The organism is Alkalihalobacterium chitinilyticum (genome assembly GCF_029028005.1).
In the GTDB taxonomy this organism is placed as follows: domain Bacteria; phylum Bacillota; class Bacilli; order Bacillales; family Bacillaceae_F; genus Alkalihalobacterium; species Alkalihalobacterium chitinilyticum.
On sequence record NZ_JAOTPO010000019.1, the window covers coordinates 1 to 16,039 of the forward strand.

The 16,039-nt window shown below is 38.5% G+C and carries 15 protein-coding genes; 4 read left to right on the plus strand and 11 right to left on the minus strand.

The window, feature by feature from the left end; all coding sequences use genetic code 11:
• Positions 1–369 precede the first annotated feature (369 nt).
• Positions 370–1,791: a dipeptidase PepV gene (gene pepV / locus N7Z68_RS20100; protein ID WP_275120263.1), complete on the minus strand. Its 1,422-nt coding sequence runs from the start codon at positions 1,789–1,791 to the stop codon at positions 370–372.
• 406 nt (positions 1,792–2,197) lie between these two features.
• Between pepV and N7Z68_RS20105 the strand changes: the two genes are divergently transcribed.
• Positions 2,198–2,416 (plus strand): DeoR family transcriptional regulator, encoded by a 219-nt coding sequence (locus N7Z68_RS20105; RefSeq protein ID WP_175576473.1) that lies wholly within the window; start codon positions 2,198–2,200, stop codon positions 2,414–2,416.
• 42 nt (positions 2,417–2,458) lie between these two features.
• On the opposite strand, the gene N7Z68_RS20110 is transcribed toward N7Z68_RS20105, so the two are convergent.
• The 4 genes from N7Z68_RS20110 to ftsW all read right to left on the minus strand — a co-directional run bounded on the left by N7Z68_RS20110 (position 2,459) and on the right by ftsW (position 6,522).
• Complete coding sequence (locus N7Z68_RS20110) at positions 2,459–3,172, minus strand: pseudouridine synthase (protein ID WP_275120264.1); 714 nt, start codon at positions 3,170–3,172, stop codon at positions 2,459–2,461.
• Positions 3,162–3,848 (minus strand): hypothetical protein, encoded by a 687-nt coding sequence (locus N7Z68_RS20115; protein WP_275120265.1) that lies wholly within the window; start codon positions 3,846–3,848, stop codon positions 3,162–3,164. Before N7Z68_RS20115 ends, N7Z68_RS20110 begins: the two co-directional genes overlap by 11 nt.
• A gap of 328 nt (positions 3,849–4,176) precedes the next feature.
• A complete protein-coding gene (rodA, locus tag N7Z68_RS20120; RefSeq protein ID WP_275120266.1) occupies positions 4,177–5,355 on the minus strand; it encodes a rod shape-determining protein RodA in 1,179 nt (392 codons plus the stop codon).
• Positions 5,356–5,382: 27 nt separating this feature from the next.
• Complete coding sequence (gene ftsW / locus N7Z68_RS20125; RefSeq protein ID WP_275120267.1) at positions 5,383–6,522, minus strand: putative lipid II flippase FtsW; 1,140 nt, start codon at positions 6,520–6,522, stop codon at positions 5,383–5,385.
• 260 nt (positions 6,523–6,782) lie between these two features.
• Here ftsW and N7Z68_RS20130 point away from each other — a divergent pair, with 260 nt between their 5' ends.
• Positions 6,783–7,148: a hypothetical protein gene (locus tag N7Z68_RS20130; protein ID WP_308447236.1), complete on the plus strand. Its 366-nt coding sequence runs from the start codon at positions 6,783–6,785 to the stop codon at positions 7,146–7,148.
• A gap of 265 nt (positions 7,149–7,413) precedes the next feature.
• Here the strand turns inward: N7Z68_RS20130 and N7Z68_RS20135 are convergent, their stop codons facing one another.
• Positions 7,414–9,054 carry a putative polysaccharide biosynthesis protein gene (locus tag N7Z68_RS20135; protein ID WP_275120268.1) on the minus strand — a complete coding sequence of 547 codons (1,641 nt, stop codon included), beginning with the start codon at positions 9,052–9,054 and terminating at the stop codon, positions 7,414–7,416.
• A 68-nt stretch (positions 9,055–9,122) separates the two neighbouring features.
• A complete protein-coding gene (locus N7Z68_RS20140) occupies positions 9,123–9,524 on the minus strand; it encodes a secondary thiamine-phosphate synthase enzyme YjbQ (RefSeq protein WP_275120269.1) in 402 nt (133 codons plus the stop codon).
• 170 nt (positions 9,525–9,694) lie between these two features.
• On the opposite strand from N7Z68_RS20140, the gene N7Z68_RS20145 reads away from it, so the two are divergent.
• Both N7Z68_RS20145 and N7Z68_RS20150 read left to right on the plus strand, forming a co-directional pair.
• Entirely contained in the window at positions 9,695–9,778 is an 84-nt protein-coding gene (locus N7Z68_RS20145; RefSeq protein ID WP_275120328.1) for a YjcZ family sporulation protein, read from the plus strand.
• Between the two features lie 269 nt (positions 9,779–10,047).
• Entirely contained in the window at positions 10,048–11,313 is a 1,266-nt protein-coding gene (locus N7Z68_RS20150; protein ID WP_275120270.1) for a BaiN/RdsA family NAD(P)/FAD-dependent oxidoreductase, read from the plus strand.
• Between the two features lie 513 nt (positions 11,314–11,826).
• On the opposite strand, the gene N7Z68_RS20155 is transcribed toward N7Z68_RS20150, so the two are convergent.
• Genes N7Z68_RS20155 through N7Z68_RS20170 form a run of 4 tightly spaced genes read right to left on the minus strand, consistent with a single transcriptional unit; the run spans position 11,827 to position 16,000 of the window.
• Entirely contained in the window at positions 11,827–13,257 is a 1,431-nt protein-coding gene (locus tag N7Z68_RS20155; RefSeq protein WP_275120271.1) for an NAD-dependent succinate-semialdehyde dehydrogenase, read from the minus strand.
• A 19-nt stretch (positions 13,258–13,276) separates the two neighbouring features.
• Complete coding sequence (locus tag N7Z68_RS20160) at positions 13,277–13,975, minus strand: alpha/beta fold hydrolase (protein ID WP_275120272.1); 699 nt, start codon at positions 13,973–13,975, stop codon at positions 13,277–13,279.
• Positions 13,976–15,124, minus strand: a complete 1,149-nt coding sequence (locus N7Z68_RS20165) for an acyl-CoA dehydrogenase family protein (RefSeq protein ID WP_275120273.1) — start codon at positions 15,122–15,124, stop codon at positions 13,976–13,978.
• A 33-nt stretch (positions 15,125–15,157) separates the two neighbouring features.
• A complete protein-coding gene (locus N7Z68_RS20170; RefSeq protein ID WP_275120274.1) occupies positions 15,158–16,000 on the minus strand; it encodes a 3-hydroxyacyl-CoA dehydrogenase NAD-binding domain-containing protein in 843 nt (280 codons plus the stop codon).
• Between the last annotated feature and the right edge of the window lie 39 nt (positions 16,001–16,039).

Consider the following 16,039-nt stretch of genomic DNA (forward strand, 5'->3'; position numbering starts at 1 on the left):
ACGAACATATTGTTTCTTTACATCTTCTATTGGCCCCATTCTTCTTTTCATTTCGGCTCCTCCTTTAGTTAATTCCATTTTAATATGTAGAGGAGTAGGTGTCCAAATGAGTTAGGGGGCTAAATAGATTTTACTCGAAAACATCACGGATTCTTGCAAATAAGGGCTTCTGAGTCCGCTTAAGCCTGTAAAATGCCAATTTTGACACCAATAAGGGCCTGTGAGTCCGCTTCTTCATTAGTTAGACGGTGTGTGATCTACGCCAATAAAAGTGCAATGCCCTCAACACGTCTTGAGAACGCAAGAAAGTTTGGAACGTTATTCATAAACACTTTGAATTTATTACCAAGTTTCAGTACATATAAAAAACTATTCCTTAGCTAATTCATATATAGCTTGGGCATATATGGCTGTTGCCTTTAATAAATCGTCAATCATGATATACTCGTCTTTTTGATGGGCCACATCTTCACGGCCTGGAAATAGAGGGCCGAATGCAACTCCAGCTTCCAATGAGCGCGCATATGTACCGCCGCCAATTGAAAGAAGCTCCGCCTTTTCACCTGTTTGTTCCTCATATACTCTAGATAACACTTGAATCAGCGAGTGCTCTTTATCCACATGATGAGGTGGCGAGTGGTCAAGTACAGTTAACAAAAAATCTTTGTTCTCTGCAAACGATTGAAGAATGTTAATCATCTTTTCACCATCATTCGTAACGGGGTAACGAATATTTAACCCTATACTTCCACCACTTTCTCGTTCATAGGAAAGAAGGCCGCAATTAACGGTTAAATCACCTGTAATGTCGTCAGTGAAAGCTATTCCTAACTGAGTGCCTCTAGATTTGTTATGTAAATACTCAGCTGTCAATTGAATAAACTGCTTGCCACCACCGCCTTTAACTAAAATTCCATTTAGGAATTCAGCTAAATACAAACCAGCATTTACACCTAATTTAGGCTCCATGCCGTGGGCAGATTTTCCTTTCATATGTAAGATCAATTTTTCATTCTCTTCCGTTATATGACCTTCTAAATTATTATTTCTCAAAAATAAGTGGAAGTCCGTTTTCATTCGTAAAATGTCTTCTTGTTTTACTTGGATTGTTGCTGTTGCTTGGTCAGGTACCATGTTCATTCTTCTGCCTGATTGAAAACTTACTAATAAAGGCAAAGATTGATCTTCCATACCATTCCAAGTCGTCTTTAATTGAATATCGCATATTCCCTTTTCGGCATAAATGATTGGGAAATCGGCATCTGGAGCAAAGCCGACGGTTGGCATTTCTTCATGTTTAAAGTAATGGTCCACACATTGCCACGTACTTTCCTCATCCGTTCCTATTATCATTCTTACTCTTTTAGATAATGGCAAGCCTAGGTCTTTAACGATTTTCATGGCATAAAATGCAGCCATTGTCGGCCCTTTATCATCAATCGCACCACGAGCAATGAGTTTCCCGTCAATAATCTCAGCAGCGTAAGGAGGACTAGTCCACCCTTCACCTTCTGGTACAACATCGATATGGCATAGTATCCCTACTGATTCTTCCCCATGACCAAACTCTATATATCCTGCATAACCTTCTAAATTTTTTACACGAAAATCACATTCTTCACCTATTTTTAATAAAAACTTTAAAGCCTCGTTTATATCCGTACCAAATGGTTGTCCTAATCCTGCACTAAATTCGTCCAAAACGCTTGGTATCTGTAGGAATTTTTGTGTTTCACTGATTAAATCGGCTTTTCTTTTTTCGACTTCATTCTTCCAATTAATACTTGACAATTTGTCTTCACAACCTTTCATTTTCTTCAAAAACGTATTACGGTACTTTGCTAAATTAAATGAATTATTGTACAATAAGTAACAAGAGGGATTTGATGTGAATTTTAGCCATATGATGGCTGCGAATGTTAGTCAATTACAACAAACGTTACGTATTAATATACTAACTGTTTAATGGCAACACAAGCAGCTTTTGCAGTGATTAAGATTGATCATAATTCATTAAGATTTCAAACAAGACATCAGCCCCTCACCCGATTCTAGGACAAAACATTGGTATAAAAGGCTAATGTCCACTCACTGCTCATTCGACCATGCAGCCATAACTGTAATTGGCACGAATGATCATTACCCCTTTTTAATACAATGGTTGTAAGGACGATCATTTATAACAAGGAGTGGTTTTTTGAAAGCTTCAACTGATCGAATGCTGACTCGTATTAAGTCGATTTACCTCTACATTAAACAAAGGGGGACTGTCACAACGAATGAATTGGTTGAAGAGTTTGGCATAACTCAAAGAACGATCCAGCGAGACTTGAATGTCTTAGAGTATAATGATTTAGTACTTAGTCCTAGCCGTGGAAAATGGACAGTAAACAAGAAGAAAACGAAAGTATCTTAGATCCTTTGAATAAGAAAACAGCCACTGAAGTGGCTGTTTTCTTCATTTTGAATTCCTTAATATCTCGATTTCCTCTTCTGTCATCTCTCGGTATTCCCCAAGACGGAGATTAGAATCTAGATCTAGTGGACCGATTGAGATGCGCTTTAGCTCTAATACTTTTTTTCCAACCGCTTGAAACATGCGTTTTACTTGATGAAATTTTCCTTCAGTGATGGTTAATTCAATTTCAGAAATCGGACCTGCTTCACGGATTACGAGATGGCCAGGCTTCGTAACATAGCCATCATCTAATTCAACCCCTTCTTTAAACTTCTGCACGTCTTCTTCTGTCACTTCTCCTCTTACCGTCGCTGCATAGGTTTTATCGACGTGTTTTTTAGGAGACATCAATTCATGTGATAACTTTCCATCGTTCGTTAATATGAGAAAACCTTCCGTATCTTTATCGAGCCTGCCAACAGGAAAGGGTTCATACACCGCATGTTCAAAGGCGAGTAAATCAATGACGGTCTCGTGTTGGTTGTCCTCAGTAGCTGAAATAACTCCTTTAGGCTTATTAAGCATCAAGTAGATATACGGCTTATACTCGACCGGTTCACCGTGAACTGTAACCGACTGCTCATCGGGTTTTACGTGGTACTTACCGTCCTTAACCGGTTCACCATCAACATGGACAACGCCCGTTTTCAATAACTTTTTCACTTCTTTTCTTGTACCAAAACCAACATTAGCGAGTAATTTATCAATCCTCATCTTCTGACCCCTCACTTTGTTTTTCTATATCTTTTAGGAGGTTTCGTCCAAACCCTCCTAGCTGTTGATGACAATAACTTTTTATCACGCCTCTAACCGTTACTTCAAGTGAATGGTCGATCCACTGCTCTTCAAAACTCTTTTTATGTAGTTCTTTTTTTAATGAAACTGCTAGTTCAAGCGCAGCTTTAGTGGCATGTTGATTAATAAGGAGCACGTCTTCTTCTTCTCCAGATTGCACTTTCATGTCTTTTGCAAAAAAAGATTTGAGCCACTTAGCTTCCTGCTCAAAAGATTCTGGTACAATGAGTAATCCTTGTTTTTCTGTTACCATCTGATCCGCTTGACCTACACATTTGCACGGTACGACTTTGCTGCCTTTCATATATGAGATGACTTCTTGCTCCATAATTGCAGTCGCCATATGAAAGATAATGGCTTCTTTATGTAAGTATTGACCATATTGAGTTAAAAAATCGTTGTAGGCTGAACCAGGTAATGCTAAAAAAATATGACTAGCCTTTGAAAACATATCTGTACCTGCATACTGAACTTTAAATTGATTGTAATAATCCTCATCTCGACGGTTTTTATGAAACACATAAATGGTTTCTTCACTTTTTATAAAGGGTAAAAGTGACTGCGTCAATCGACCAAATCCAATAAATAAGATCATGTGATCCGCCCCCTTCAATGGCAATTGAATGTCGCCTGAACTTCAAAACTTGTTTTAAATTCTTCCATTTCCATTTTAAGGAGTTATATTGCCCTAAATCCCCTTTTAGATCCATTTATTTCCACTATAAGGAATTTTATTGTTCTAAATTTCTTTTTAGATCCGCTCATTTCCACTATAAGGAAATCCATTGATCTATATCTTCTTTTAGGCCCTCTCGCAAAGAAACTAAATAAAATAAAACACCCACACCTGATGGAAGAGCTTTAGTGCTAATGTACATTACATTACACTATACCTCATCCATACAATAGTGCGGGCATCTCTTTTACAATTCTTCGGTTTGGAACATATAATGCCTTGTTCTCATATTGACATTCAAAACGATCCCAAGAGCCAGCATATTGGTCATCAGGGCACTACCGCCATAACTGATAAAAGGTAAAGCAAGACCTGTGATAGGCATTAGACCAATCGTCATAGCGATATTTTGGAAAATTTGAAACACTAGTAAGCCAACAATACCTGAGACTAAATACGTTCCAAATAAGTTATTACAACTAAAAGCAATAACAATCATTCGGTAAAACATTAAGAAATAAATAACGATTAAAATGGTCGCCCCGAGAAAGCCGAACTCTTCTCCGATTACTGTAAAAATAAAGTCCGTATGAAGCTCCGGAACACGTGCAGGTTCACTTTGTGATTGGACCCCTTGCATAAATCCACTTCCATATAGTCCTCCTGCACCAATTCCTTTTAAAGCCTCAACCAACTGATATCCGTAACTACCTGCATTTTCATTCGGATACAGCCAACCATAGATCCGTTCCATCTGGTGGTTCTTAATAATTTTATTAAATATCGCAAAATAATTGTTGTGTAACCAAACTAAGAAACCAATCCCGCTAATGACACTAACTACTAGTAAGGATAACATTCTCCATCCGACACCAGACATTAAAATCATAGTGGCCATAATACTTCCGATAACTAAAGCCGTCCCTAAATCAGGTTGTTTTAAAATAAGGAAAAAAGGCGGCAAACCTACTGCAACCACTTTCGCAACAACGATACAATCTGATTTAAAACTTTTTTCACGACCATCTTTTGTGATCTTATACAATAAATGAGCTAGTGCAATAACAACAAAGACTTTTACAAATTCTGACGGTTGAAATCGTTGGCCAGCAATTTGGATCCAACGTTGGGAGCCATTAAAGACAACTCCAAAAAATTCAACCCACAACAGTAGTAATATTCCGAGAATATATAAAGGAATTGAAAAATTCTTAAACATATCATAATCAAGAACCATTGCAGCAACCATTAAAAAGAGCCCTGGTACTATCCAAATCACTTGCCTTTTAACGAATTGCATGGGATCAGCGGTATACTGTCCACCCGATCCGCTATAGATTGCCATTAAACTGATACACATTAACAAAAAGAACAAAAACAGTAACGTATAATCAATCTGCTGTAAACCCGATTTACGTTCTTCCATAATTTCCTCCATCTATATAAAAACGAGCTATGCCCCTATGCGTTCATCACTTTCTTCAGCTAGCCGTCGTTGTTGTCGATTTTGTCTTGCAATATTAGCTAGAACAGCTATCGAAATCATCGATACAAGCAATGAAGATCCTCCATTACTAATAAACGGTAATGGGATACCGGTGATCGGTAATAATCCTGAAACTGCTCCAACGTTAAAAACAATTTGAATACCAATTTGAAAGACAATTCCAAACGCTAATAGACTGCCAAACGGATTTTTGCAACGAATTCCAACCATTATCCCTTTAAAGAAAATAATCGTGTAACAAGCAAAAACAAAGGCTATACCTAGTAACCCAAGCTCTTCTGAAATAATCGCTAATATAAAATCAGTCTGTGGTTCAGGAAGGTACATTAACTTTTGAACACTCTGACCAAGACCGGCACCAGTAAGACCTCCGTGAGCAATCGCGATATACGACTGTAAAATCTGATAACCATCACCTGAGGCATCTGCAAATGGATCCAGATAAGACATAATCCGCTTCATCCGATAAGGGGCTGCGAAAACGGCAATAACAAACACTGCAAAGCCTGACATCGCTAATAAGATAAGATGCTTGATCTTTGCTCCTGATAAAAATACGATTAATATCGTGACCATGAGGATTGATGTTGCCGTTCCTAGGTCAGGTTGTCTAACAATTAAAGCTAATACGATTGTTACAACAATTAAAGGCGGCATAACTCCTTTAATAAACTGATCTATATAAGCTTGTTTTTTACTATATACAGATGCTAAATACATAATCATTCCCAACTTCACAAACTCTGATGGTTGAATTTGAAACGATCCTATTCTTAACCAGCGTTGAGCGCCGAGAACTTCATGCCCAAAAAGCAAGACTGCAGTAAGTATGATGATCGACCCTAGTATAATTACTGCTGATAGCTTCCGATAGAGTTGAAAAGGCACATGCATGACAATAAAAAACATAAAGATCCCTATAAAAAACCACATCGTCTGTCGCTTAATGAAAAAATTAAAATCCCCAGTTTGATAGAGAGCCCAAACATAACTTGAGCTAAATACCATAATCAACCCAAATATTGATAACAATGCAGTAACGACAATGAGCAGCCAGTCATTGTCTTTTGAAATTGAATATTTCATGGCCCCTCCAAAGTTTATGTCGTCAAAAGGCTCACAAACGTAGTAATTGAAATTCGATTACTTTTTATGCTTGTACAATTATATCAAACCGTGAAAATAAGAGAAAGAGACTTTTGCTGGCACTTATTGTAGAAAAATAAGTAATAATGAGGATTTAATCAAGAATTATAGAAAAATAGGCAGTTGCCTCATTCCATTCGCCCGCTTTTTACATAAGCTAAAACTGTAATGTACGAATACCCAATTAAGGAGAGAGATCATTGAATTATAATTACTATCAACAACAACAACCTTATGTGATGGATGAAAGCCAACTTCAGCAGCAGCCTATGATGCAAGGCGAAAACCAATTCCAGCAGCAGTCTTATGTGCAACAGGACGAAAGACAACAGCCTCAATTTTTCCCATCTCCTGGAGCACCTGGCTTACCTGGTCCCGGATTTCCTGGCACTGGTTTTCCCGGCACTGGCTTCCCTGGCCATACACCGCCACGAGATATTGAACGGCGCTTAGCAAGACTAGAGCGTACTGTTGAACAAAATACGGAGAGAATTAACCGCTTAAACCGTCGTCTTCGCAGAGTAGAGCGCCAACTAGGCTTTGGAGGATTCGCTGACGGATTTTAAGAAAAAAGCAGTTTATTAATTGCTTAACAAACGAGATAATGCTAGGGTTCGCGTTTGCCCTAGCATTTAAATTTTAATCTGGTGTATTTACGTTTGTCGTAGAGTGATCGTTGAAAGGAAGATTAAAAGTGCAGTAACAGCTCTCGGGTGCTATTCATTCACTTTATTGACCGCTTTCTCCTTCTGACACTGATCTCGGGCGCTATTCACATGCTTTGGTGACCGCTTTCCCCTTCTGACACTATTCAACGACCTGATCGCTCTCCTATTGTGCTTCCGTTCTTTTTTTCTTCCAACGGAGGAAAGAAAAGCGCTGACCCAGAATTTGGCCTGCTAAGTGAGACCTCACCGTTAAGAAGAAATAAGCAAGTCCACCCGACGCAATCGATGGTATTAACACAATCAACGTATTCGTCCAGTTTGTCATCGGGAAAACAAGTTCAAGTACATGTTTGATGATGACAACGACAAATGCCATAATCGCTACAAAGATTGATATAAGGATTAATCGCTTAACAATAAAACGATAATTATAGTTAGCAAACTTCCCAATCGCCCAAACGTTAATCGCAATCGAAATCGTGTAGCCTAGATAAGTTGTTAACACACCACCAAGTGCACCTAGTGAATAAATAGCCAAATAATTCGATAAGAGCTTTACGATGAGTGCCACTAGTAATCCGATTACAGCATATTTTTGCTTATTCATTCCTTGCAAAATCGCTGCAGAGACCGCAAACAAGGAGAAGAAAATAGCAATAGGTGCGTAGTATCTTAGAATACTTCCACCTATTTCAACATCACCCAGTCCAAACAAGACACCAAACGCTGGGAATGATAAAATCGATAAACCGACCGCTGCAGGAATCGTTAAAAATAAGATAATCTGATACGTTTGTGTGATTTGACTTCGTAATAAATCCTCATCGCCATTAATAAACGACTTTGTAATCGTTGGGACAAGAGTAATTGAAAAAGCAGTTGCTAATGCTACTGGTATTAAAATGAGCTTATGAGCAGATTGTGAAAATACACCGAAAGCAACCTCCGCCTCTTCTTGACGAACTCCTGAAGCAATTAACGCATTATTAAATGTAAATAAGTCAATGAGTTGATAGAGCGGAATGGCAAGCCCAACAAACGATAAAGGTAAGGCATAGGAAATAAGCTCCCGATACATGCTTTTAAGCGGGATTTGATGATCGATTGTACTCTCACTCATTTGACGATTTAAAAGCTCTTTTCTTTTAAACCAATAAACTAATAGGACAGCAAGACCACCTAATGCTCCAACGAACGCACCGAAAGTAGCAAATCCAACGGCTAATCCGATTCCCCCTTGATAAACGCCAACAATTAAGAACGTTAAACTTAAAATAAAAATAATCCTTACGATTTGTTCGACAACTTGGGATATAGCTGTTGGCCCCATCGATTGAAAGCCTTGGAAATACCCGCGGATGACAGACATGATCGGTACAATGATTAAGGCCGTACTCACCATTCGGATCGAAAAGATAATATCATCCATTGAGTTTCCTTGAAGTTCACTCGGGTCTCTAATAATCAAAGTAGCTAAAACAGGAGCCATAAAGAATAACATTAAAAAGGCAATAAATCCTGTGATCGACATAACGACCATTCCTGAACGAAACAATCTTCGCCCTGTATAATAGTCTCCCAGTGCATTATATTTTGCTACAAATTTAGAAACTGCCAACGGGACTCCCATTGTAGCTAAACTAAGTATGACCGTATATGGCAAATATCCGTATGCATACAACGCTAAACCTTGTTGGCCCACAATTGCGCTAAACGGGAAAATGTAAATTAAGCCAAGTATTTTAGAAATGAATGTCGCGGCAGTTAAAATCATCGTGCCACGGAGAAGTTTAGAGTCTGACATATTGTCCTCCTGAGTCATTAAAACGAACTGAACATATACAGTCTACCGTATTTTTACAAAGTATCAAGTTACCCTTTTAAAATTTTTAGAAAATAGTCTCTTTTTCTTGGTCCGTCAAACTCGCAAAAATAAATTCCTTGCCACTGTCCTAATACGAGATCTCCACTAAAAATAATGACAGACTGCGAAGTGCCTACCGTACTCGCTTTCAAGTGAGAAGCTGAATTCCCCTCCATATGACGGTACTTTGCATGTTCCCAGGGATAAACCTCATCTAATCGCATGAGCATGTCATGCTTTACGTCTGGATCTGCATTTTCATTAATTGTAATTCCAGCCGTTGTATGTGGACAATAAATCAATACTATACCATCCATTACGCCAACATCTTTTACAAATTGCTGTACTTCAGTCGTAATATCAATCATTTCATCACGAGAATTTGTATGTATTGTTAGTTTTGTTAACATGAGAGGGCCCCTTTCTTACTACCATTTCTACATTGTACTAATCTCTTATTTTTAGATCAATGTTATTAAACCATTTTACGATATCATTTGGTACTTTCCACATATGACCTATTGCAACTTGTGACTTTTTGCATAAGTTGTACTAAGTAAGGTTAGAGGAGGTGTTTAGGATGGGCGCATACAAATTCGACTTTGCGTTAATCGTAGTCCTATTTATCTTGTTAGTTATTGTTGGTACTTTCTACACTTACTAATCAAGATATAGGAGTACCATCTATGTACAAAGATCAACCTACCTTGCTTAACTTACAGGCACCCATTCGGTGCCTGTTTTTAAATATTTTTTTCTATAGGGCTAGCGTAATTCTTTATGGCTATTTATTCTGAGAAGTTTTTTCGTATGGATTAGCTGTGACGCGCCTCTCGTAGTATAATTTCTTTTAATAGTGAAACAATTACCAACAAACGTATAACCATGATAAACTAACCTCTATAAATACCTAATGAAAGGTGCTATGAAAGTATGTATGATGTTATTGTAATTGGCGGTGGACCATCTGGTTTAATGGCATCCATTGCAGCTGCTAGTCAAGGTGCTGCCGTTCTTCTAATTGATAAAGGAGATCAGCTTGGTCGAAAGCTAGGTATTTCAGGTGGTGGTCGCTGTAATGTGACCAATCGAATGGCACTTGATGACTTAATTGCTCACATTCCCGGAAATGGCCGCTTCATGCACAGTCCTTTTTCCGTCTTTAATAATGAAGATATCATTCAATTTTTTGAGAATTTAGGAATTCGACTAAAAGAAGAAGACCGCGGTAGAATGTTTCCTGTCAGTGATAAAGCTTCAACTGTTGTCCGAACACTCATTGATAGAGTAAAAGACCTTGGGGTAAAAATAAAAACGCATTCTCCGGTCAAAGAAGTACGTTATGATGAAGAAAAAGTGCTTGGGGTTACTCTTGAAAATGGCGAAGTGATTGACGCACATGCCGTTATCATTGCAACAGGCGGAAAAAGTGTACCTCATACGGGTTCTACTGGCGATGGTTATCCATGGGCAACAAAAGCCGGTCACACGATTACTGATTTATATCCCACCGAAGTACCGATTACATCTAATGAACCATTTATTAAAAATAAGGAACTTCAAGGCTTATCGTTAAGAGACGTTGAACTATCAGTTTTGAATGCAAAAGGAAAAGTAATCAAAACTCATGAAGGAGACATGATCTTCACTCACTTTGGCATTTCGGGACCGATTGTTTTAAGATGTAGTCAATACGTTGTAAAAGAATTAAAGAAACAAAAAAAACAGCCCGCTACTGTTGTCATGAGCATTGATCTTAATCCTGGTAAATCTGGAGAAGAGATCTTTCAAGAATTACGGAAACTTGTCAACAAGGAGCCGAAAAAAGCAGTGAAAAATGTCCTGAAAGGCTATTTACCTGATCGAATGCTCACTTTCTTATTAGAAAAAATAGAAATCGATTTAGCAACTAGTTGCGCCAACATTGGAAATGACCCTTTGCGTTCTCTCTCTCAACTCATTAAAGAGTTTCGCTTTGAAGCAAACGGAACTTTACCGATTGAAAAGGCGTTTGTTACAGGAGGCGGCGTTTCAGTAAAAGAAATTCATCCGAAAACCATGGAATCAAAATGTAAGAATGGCTTATATTTTTGTGGAGAAGTTTTAGACATCCACGGGTATACAGGTGGATATAACATTACAGCAGCTTTTTCCACAGGATATACCGCTGGTTTTTCGGCCGGATCAAGAAAAATGTGAGTTAGTCACAGTTTTATACACACTCTGTGGATAACTGTAGCCACAAACTGTGTATAAATTATTTACAGTAAATTAACGATTTCCTTACATATTGAATAACTTGTGGATAAGTTTTTTATTTACCCACAATCTTATTCACAAAAAAAGCGATTTTTCGACATGTTTATTTAGATTTTTCAAATTTTTCATCAGCATTTGTAAATTTATGTGCTTGAACCAGAAAAGCGAAGCACCCGTTTTATCTCATACGGACTGAAGATGCCGTATAAGATAAAGGAAACACGGTGAACGCTAGTAATCCGTTGTTTGCCTAATCACAAGAAGGTGCCGGAAGTCTCGTTATATCCTAAAGAAAACTCGCCGATTGGCGAATCTTAGGGCGAAGTTTATGCGTAGTCGCCCTTATACTTGGTACTTTAAAATTTTCACCCTCGTCGAGAACCATCTATGCTTAAATTTTATACTTTCCTAATGTGAAAAAAAATGAGGCTGAAGTGTCAGCCTCATTCTTACTTATATCGAAAAGCCTCCAAGTTTTGTTTCTAAATACTCATGAATGCCTTCTTTTCCACCTTCGCGTCCGAGTCCACTTTCTTTCATACCTCCAAATGGAGCTGCGGCTGCAGTCGGGTTAATATCGTTTATTCCGATAATTCCGAACTTCAATTTTTCAAACATCGTCATCGCTCGCTTTAAATCATTCGTATAGACGTATGCAGCTAATCCATAGTCAGTGTCATTTGCCATCTTCAATACCTCTTCTTCTGTATCAAATGGAATGATCGGGGCTACAGGACCGAATGTTTCTTCATAATAAATAGTCATCGACTCATCTACACCAGTCAATACAGTTGGTGAATAGAATGTCCCATTATGAAGAGGCTCACTGATTATACGCTCACCACCAATGGCCACTTTAGCACCTTTACTCGTTGCGTCACTTACTTGGTTATGAACTTTTTCAAGTGCTTGCGTATCAACGAGCGGGCCGATCGCAATTCCCTCTTCCAGCCCATTTCCTGCTTTCATTTTACTTACACGTTCGACAAATGTTTCAGTGAACTTGTCAACAATACTTCTGTGGACAAATATTCGGTTAGGACTGATACACGCTTGACCCGTATTTAAAAATTTCACAAGGGATGCACCTTTTGCGGCATGAACAGGATCTGCATCCTCGAAAACGATAAATGGTGCATGGCCGCCAAGCTCCATCGACACTCTTTTCACTTGTTTTCCTGCTTGTTCTGCAATATATTTTCCTACTTCTGTAGAGCCGGTAAACGTAATCTTCTTAACTGATTTATGTGTTAAAAACACCTGACCAACTTCTTCTGGCTTATCAGTTGTAACTAAGTTTACGACTCCTTCAGGAAGCCCAGCTTCTTCAAAGACTTTGAACATTTCAACTGCACATAGCGGTGTTTGTTCAGCAGGTTTTAGTACGACCGTACAACCGGCTGCAATGGCTGGAGCTATTTTTCTAGTAATCATTGAAATTGGATAATTCCAAGGTGTAATCGCACAAACAACTCCCACAGGCTGATGCAGCACCATAAATCTTTGGTCTTTTCGTGGGGAAGGCAAAATCTCACCGTTTACTCGCTTCGCTTCTTCTGCATACAATAAGAGAAAATCTGCGCCGTATTTAACTTCATTTCTTGCTGCTTTCAATGGCTTTCCTTGCTCTTTTGACATCATAACTGCTAGCTGTTCTTTCTTTTCCATCATAATTTCATACGCTTTATAAAGATAGTTAGAACGTTCATAAGCAGTTAGTTCAGACCATGCTTCAAATGCATTTTCAGCTGCCTGGATCGCATTCAGAGCATCTTCAGCCGTCCCATTTGCAACCGTGTCTAGCACTTCACCAGTAGCTGGGTTAAACGAAGAAAAAGTGTTTCCGCTTTCTGTTTGTTTCCAGTTTCCATTGATATACAACACAATAAATCGCTCCTAATGTTTATTTGACGTTTACTGCTTTTTTTACTTGATCACAAAAAGCTTCAATTTGCTGTGCAAACTGTTTTGGCTTTTCTAGTTGAACGTAATGTCCTGCTCCTGAAATAACCTCTAACTGAACATTTTTATTCACATTTCCTATTTCTGCTTGTGCATTCGGTGGTAATAATCTATCCTCATCACCGTAAAGAGCTAATATAGGAACTGTTAATTGAGAAATCGTTGTTTTTCCGTTTTTATATGACTGACACGCTTTAAAATCATTTAAAGCAATGGATACTGGCGTTTGATCTAATTCCGCTTTCTCTTCAGTCATTAGACTTTCATCCGTCCCTTTGCTATATGAAGCTAAGAAGAGGAATTCTGGAAATTGACCCATTTCTAGTTGACTGATAATCTTCGGGTGAACAGGTAGTTCGTAATAAGATGCAGCTAGTACGAGACCTTTCACATGAGGGTTGATTGCAGCTAGTTCAATACCTACCATTCCGCCCATTGAATGACCCACAACAATAACATCTTCCGTAATTGTATCGGATAACCGTTTAGCATAGTCTTCAACTGACTCAGCGATCACCTCTTGATTAGACCCGTGTCCTGGCAAATCGATATTCTCAAACGAAACACCTTGTAAATGTTCATCCATTTTCCGCCACTTGCTACTTGAACCGCCAGCACCATGAATAAATAAAAGCTTCATTTACTTCCCTCCTAACAAATTTTTCGCAACAACTAAACGTTGAATTTGATTTGTACCTTCATATATCTGAGTAATCTTAGCATCTCTCATCATTCGCTCTACATTGTACTCCTGAATATAACCGTACCCACCTAACAATTGGACGGCATCTGTTGTAACTTTCATCGCTACATCAGAAGCAAACATTTTGGCCATTGATGAAGCTTGCGTAAGTTCTGGATTTTTGCCTGTTGCTGTTAAATCATTCACTTTTGCAGCTGCACGATATACAAGACCGCGGGCAGCTTCTACTTGTGTCGCCATATCAGCTAACATGAATTGTACCCCTTGGAAGGAAGCAATCGGCTTGCCAAACTGTTCTCTTTCTTGAACATACTCTAATGCAGCATCTAAAGCACCTTGTGCGATACCAAGTGCTTGGGCTGCAACGGTCGGCCGTGACTTGTCAAAGGTTTTCATAGCCGCCATCCACCCGTCACCTTCATCACCGATCATATTCTCAGCTGGAACACGACAGTTTTCAAAGAAGAGTTGAGCTGTTGGCGAGCCTTTAATCCCCATTTTCTTTTCCAACTTACCGACTTCAAACCCTGGTGTATCTTTTTCAACAACAAACGCTGAGATGCCATTTTCTGTTTGCGCAAATACAGTGTATAGATCGGCAACCCCACCATTACTGATAAACATTTTTTGACCGTCGAGAATATAACTGTCTCCATCTTTTTCCGCACGTGTCTTTAGACTTTTTACATCAGAACCAGCACCTGGTTCTGTTAAGGCATAGGCAATAACCTTTTTTCCTGAAGCAACATCTGGGAGAAAGCGTTGCTTTAACTCATGACTTCCGCTAATAATAATCGGTAACGCCCCAAGCTCTTGAACCACAACAACCTGTGAGGATGATGCGCAAACACGTGCAATTTCTTCTACTATCGTACAAAAGCTAAGTAGGTCTAATCCAGCACCACCATACTCTTCTGGCATATTTGCTCCAATATACCCGTACTCAGAAACAAGCTTCAATATATCCCACGGATACTTTGCTTCTTCATCAATTTCCAATGCACGTGGTTTAATCTTTTCTTGAGCTAATCTATGAATCTCTTGTTTAATTTGCTGATGCTCCTCCGATAATTCAAAATAACTCATTTCTTATCCCCCGTTTAATTCATAAAATTTTTCTTAATATTGGTAAAAACCTCTTCCTGTTTTTCTACCGAGGTGACCTGCTCTTACTAGTTTTCTTAATAAAGGTGCCGCTCTGTATTTTGAGTCTTGTGTTTCTTCATAAAGAGAATCTTGAACGAATAATAACGTATCAAGGCCAATTAAATCAGCTAATGCTAACGGTCCAATCGGATGATTAGCTCCTAATTTCATACCTTTATCAATATCTTCTGCACTTGCAATTCCTTCTTGTAATACGAAGATTGCTTCATTAATCATTGGTACAAGAATTCGGTTAACAGCAAATAACGGCGCTTCTTTAACATCAATCGATTCTTTTCCAAGAGACTCTACTAAAGCTCTTGACTTTTCATACGTTTCTTCTGTCGTATCATATCCACGAATTAATTCTACTAATTTCATGACTGGTACTGGATTAAAGAAGTGAAAACCCATTACACGACTAGGATCCTCGATTACACTAGCCATTTCTGTAATACTTAAACCTGACGTATTACTTACGAGCAATGTCTCGTTACCTACGATTTGATCGACTTTCTTAAAAATCTCTTTTTTCAGTTCAATATTTTCATTAACAGCTTCTATCACGCAATCCATCTCTGCAAGTGCCTGCCAATCAGTAGATGTTGATAGTTTACTTTGAAATTCTTCAACTTGTCCTTCTGTTAATTTCCCTTTTTCGACCGCTCGGCTCCAATTCTTGTTAATTTGCTTTAGACCTCTTTCAAAGTATGCCGCTTCTTGTTCTATTCCTGTCACTTCATAACCTGCTTCTACACATACTTGAGCAATACCGGAACCCATTGTTCCGAATCCAATTACACCAATTTTTTTCATTTTAATATCCTCCCTAATTTATCTATAAATTTTATAATT

Excerpts from the sequence above, each read along its gene's own strand:
- N7Z68_RS20110 (WP_275120264.1), bottom strand. The coding sequence starts at position 3,172 with ATGAGGATTGATAAATTACTCGCTAATGTTGGTTTTGGTACAAGAAAA.
- N7Z68_RS20115 (WP_275120265.1), bottom strand. The coding sequence starts at position 3,848 with ATGATCTTATTTATTGGATTTGGTCGATTGACGCAGTCACTTTTACCC.
- rodA (WP_275120266.1), bottom strand. The coding sequence starts at position 5,355 with ATGGAAGAACGTAAATCGGGTTTACAGCAGATTGATTATACGTTACTG.
- ftsW (WP_275120267.1), bottom strand. The coding sequence starts at position 6,522 with ATGAAATATTCAATTTCAAAAGACAATGACTGGCTGCTCATTGTCGTT.
- N7Z68_RS20135 (WP_275120268.1), bottom strand. The coding sequence starts at position 9,054 with ATGTCAGACTCTAAACTTCTCCGTGGCACGATGATTTTAACTGCCGCG.
- N7Z68_RS20140 (WP_275120269.1), bottom strand. The coding sequence starts at position 9,524 with ATGTTAACAAAACTAACAATACATACAAATTCTCGTGATGAAATGATT.
- N7Z68_RS20145 (WP_275120328.1), top strand. The coding sequence starts at position 9,695 with ATGGGCGCATACAAATTCGACTTTGCGTTAATCGTAGTCCTATTTATC.
- N7Z68_RS20150 (WP_275120270.1), top strand. The coding sequence starts at position 10,048 with ATGTATGATGTTATTGTAATTGGCGGTGGACCATCTGGTTTAATGGCA.
- N7Z68_RS20160 (WP_275120272.1), bottom strand. The coding sequence starts at position 13,975 with ATGAAGCTTTTATTTATTCATGGTGCTGGCGGTTCAAGTAGCAAGTGG.
- N7Z68_RS20165 (WP_275120273.1), bottom strand. The coding sequence starts at position 15,124 with ATGAGTTATTTTGAATTATCGGAGGAGCATCAGCAAATTAAACAAGAG.
- N7Z68_RS20170 (WP_275120274.1), bottom strand. The coding sequence starts at position 16,000 with ATGAAAAAAATTGGTGTAATTGGATTCGGAACAATGGGTTCCGGTATT.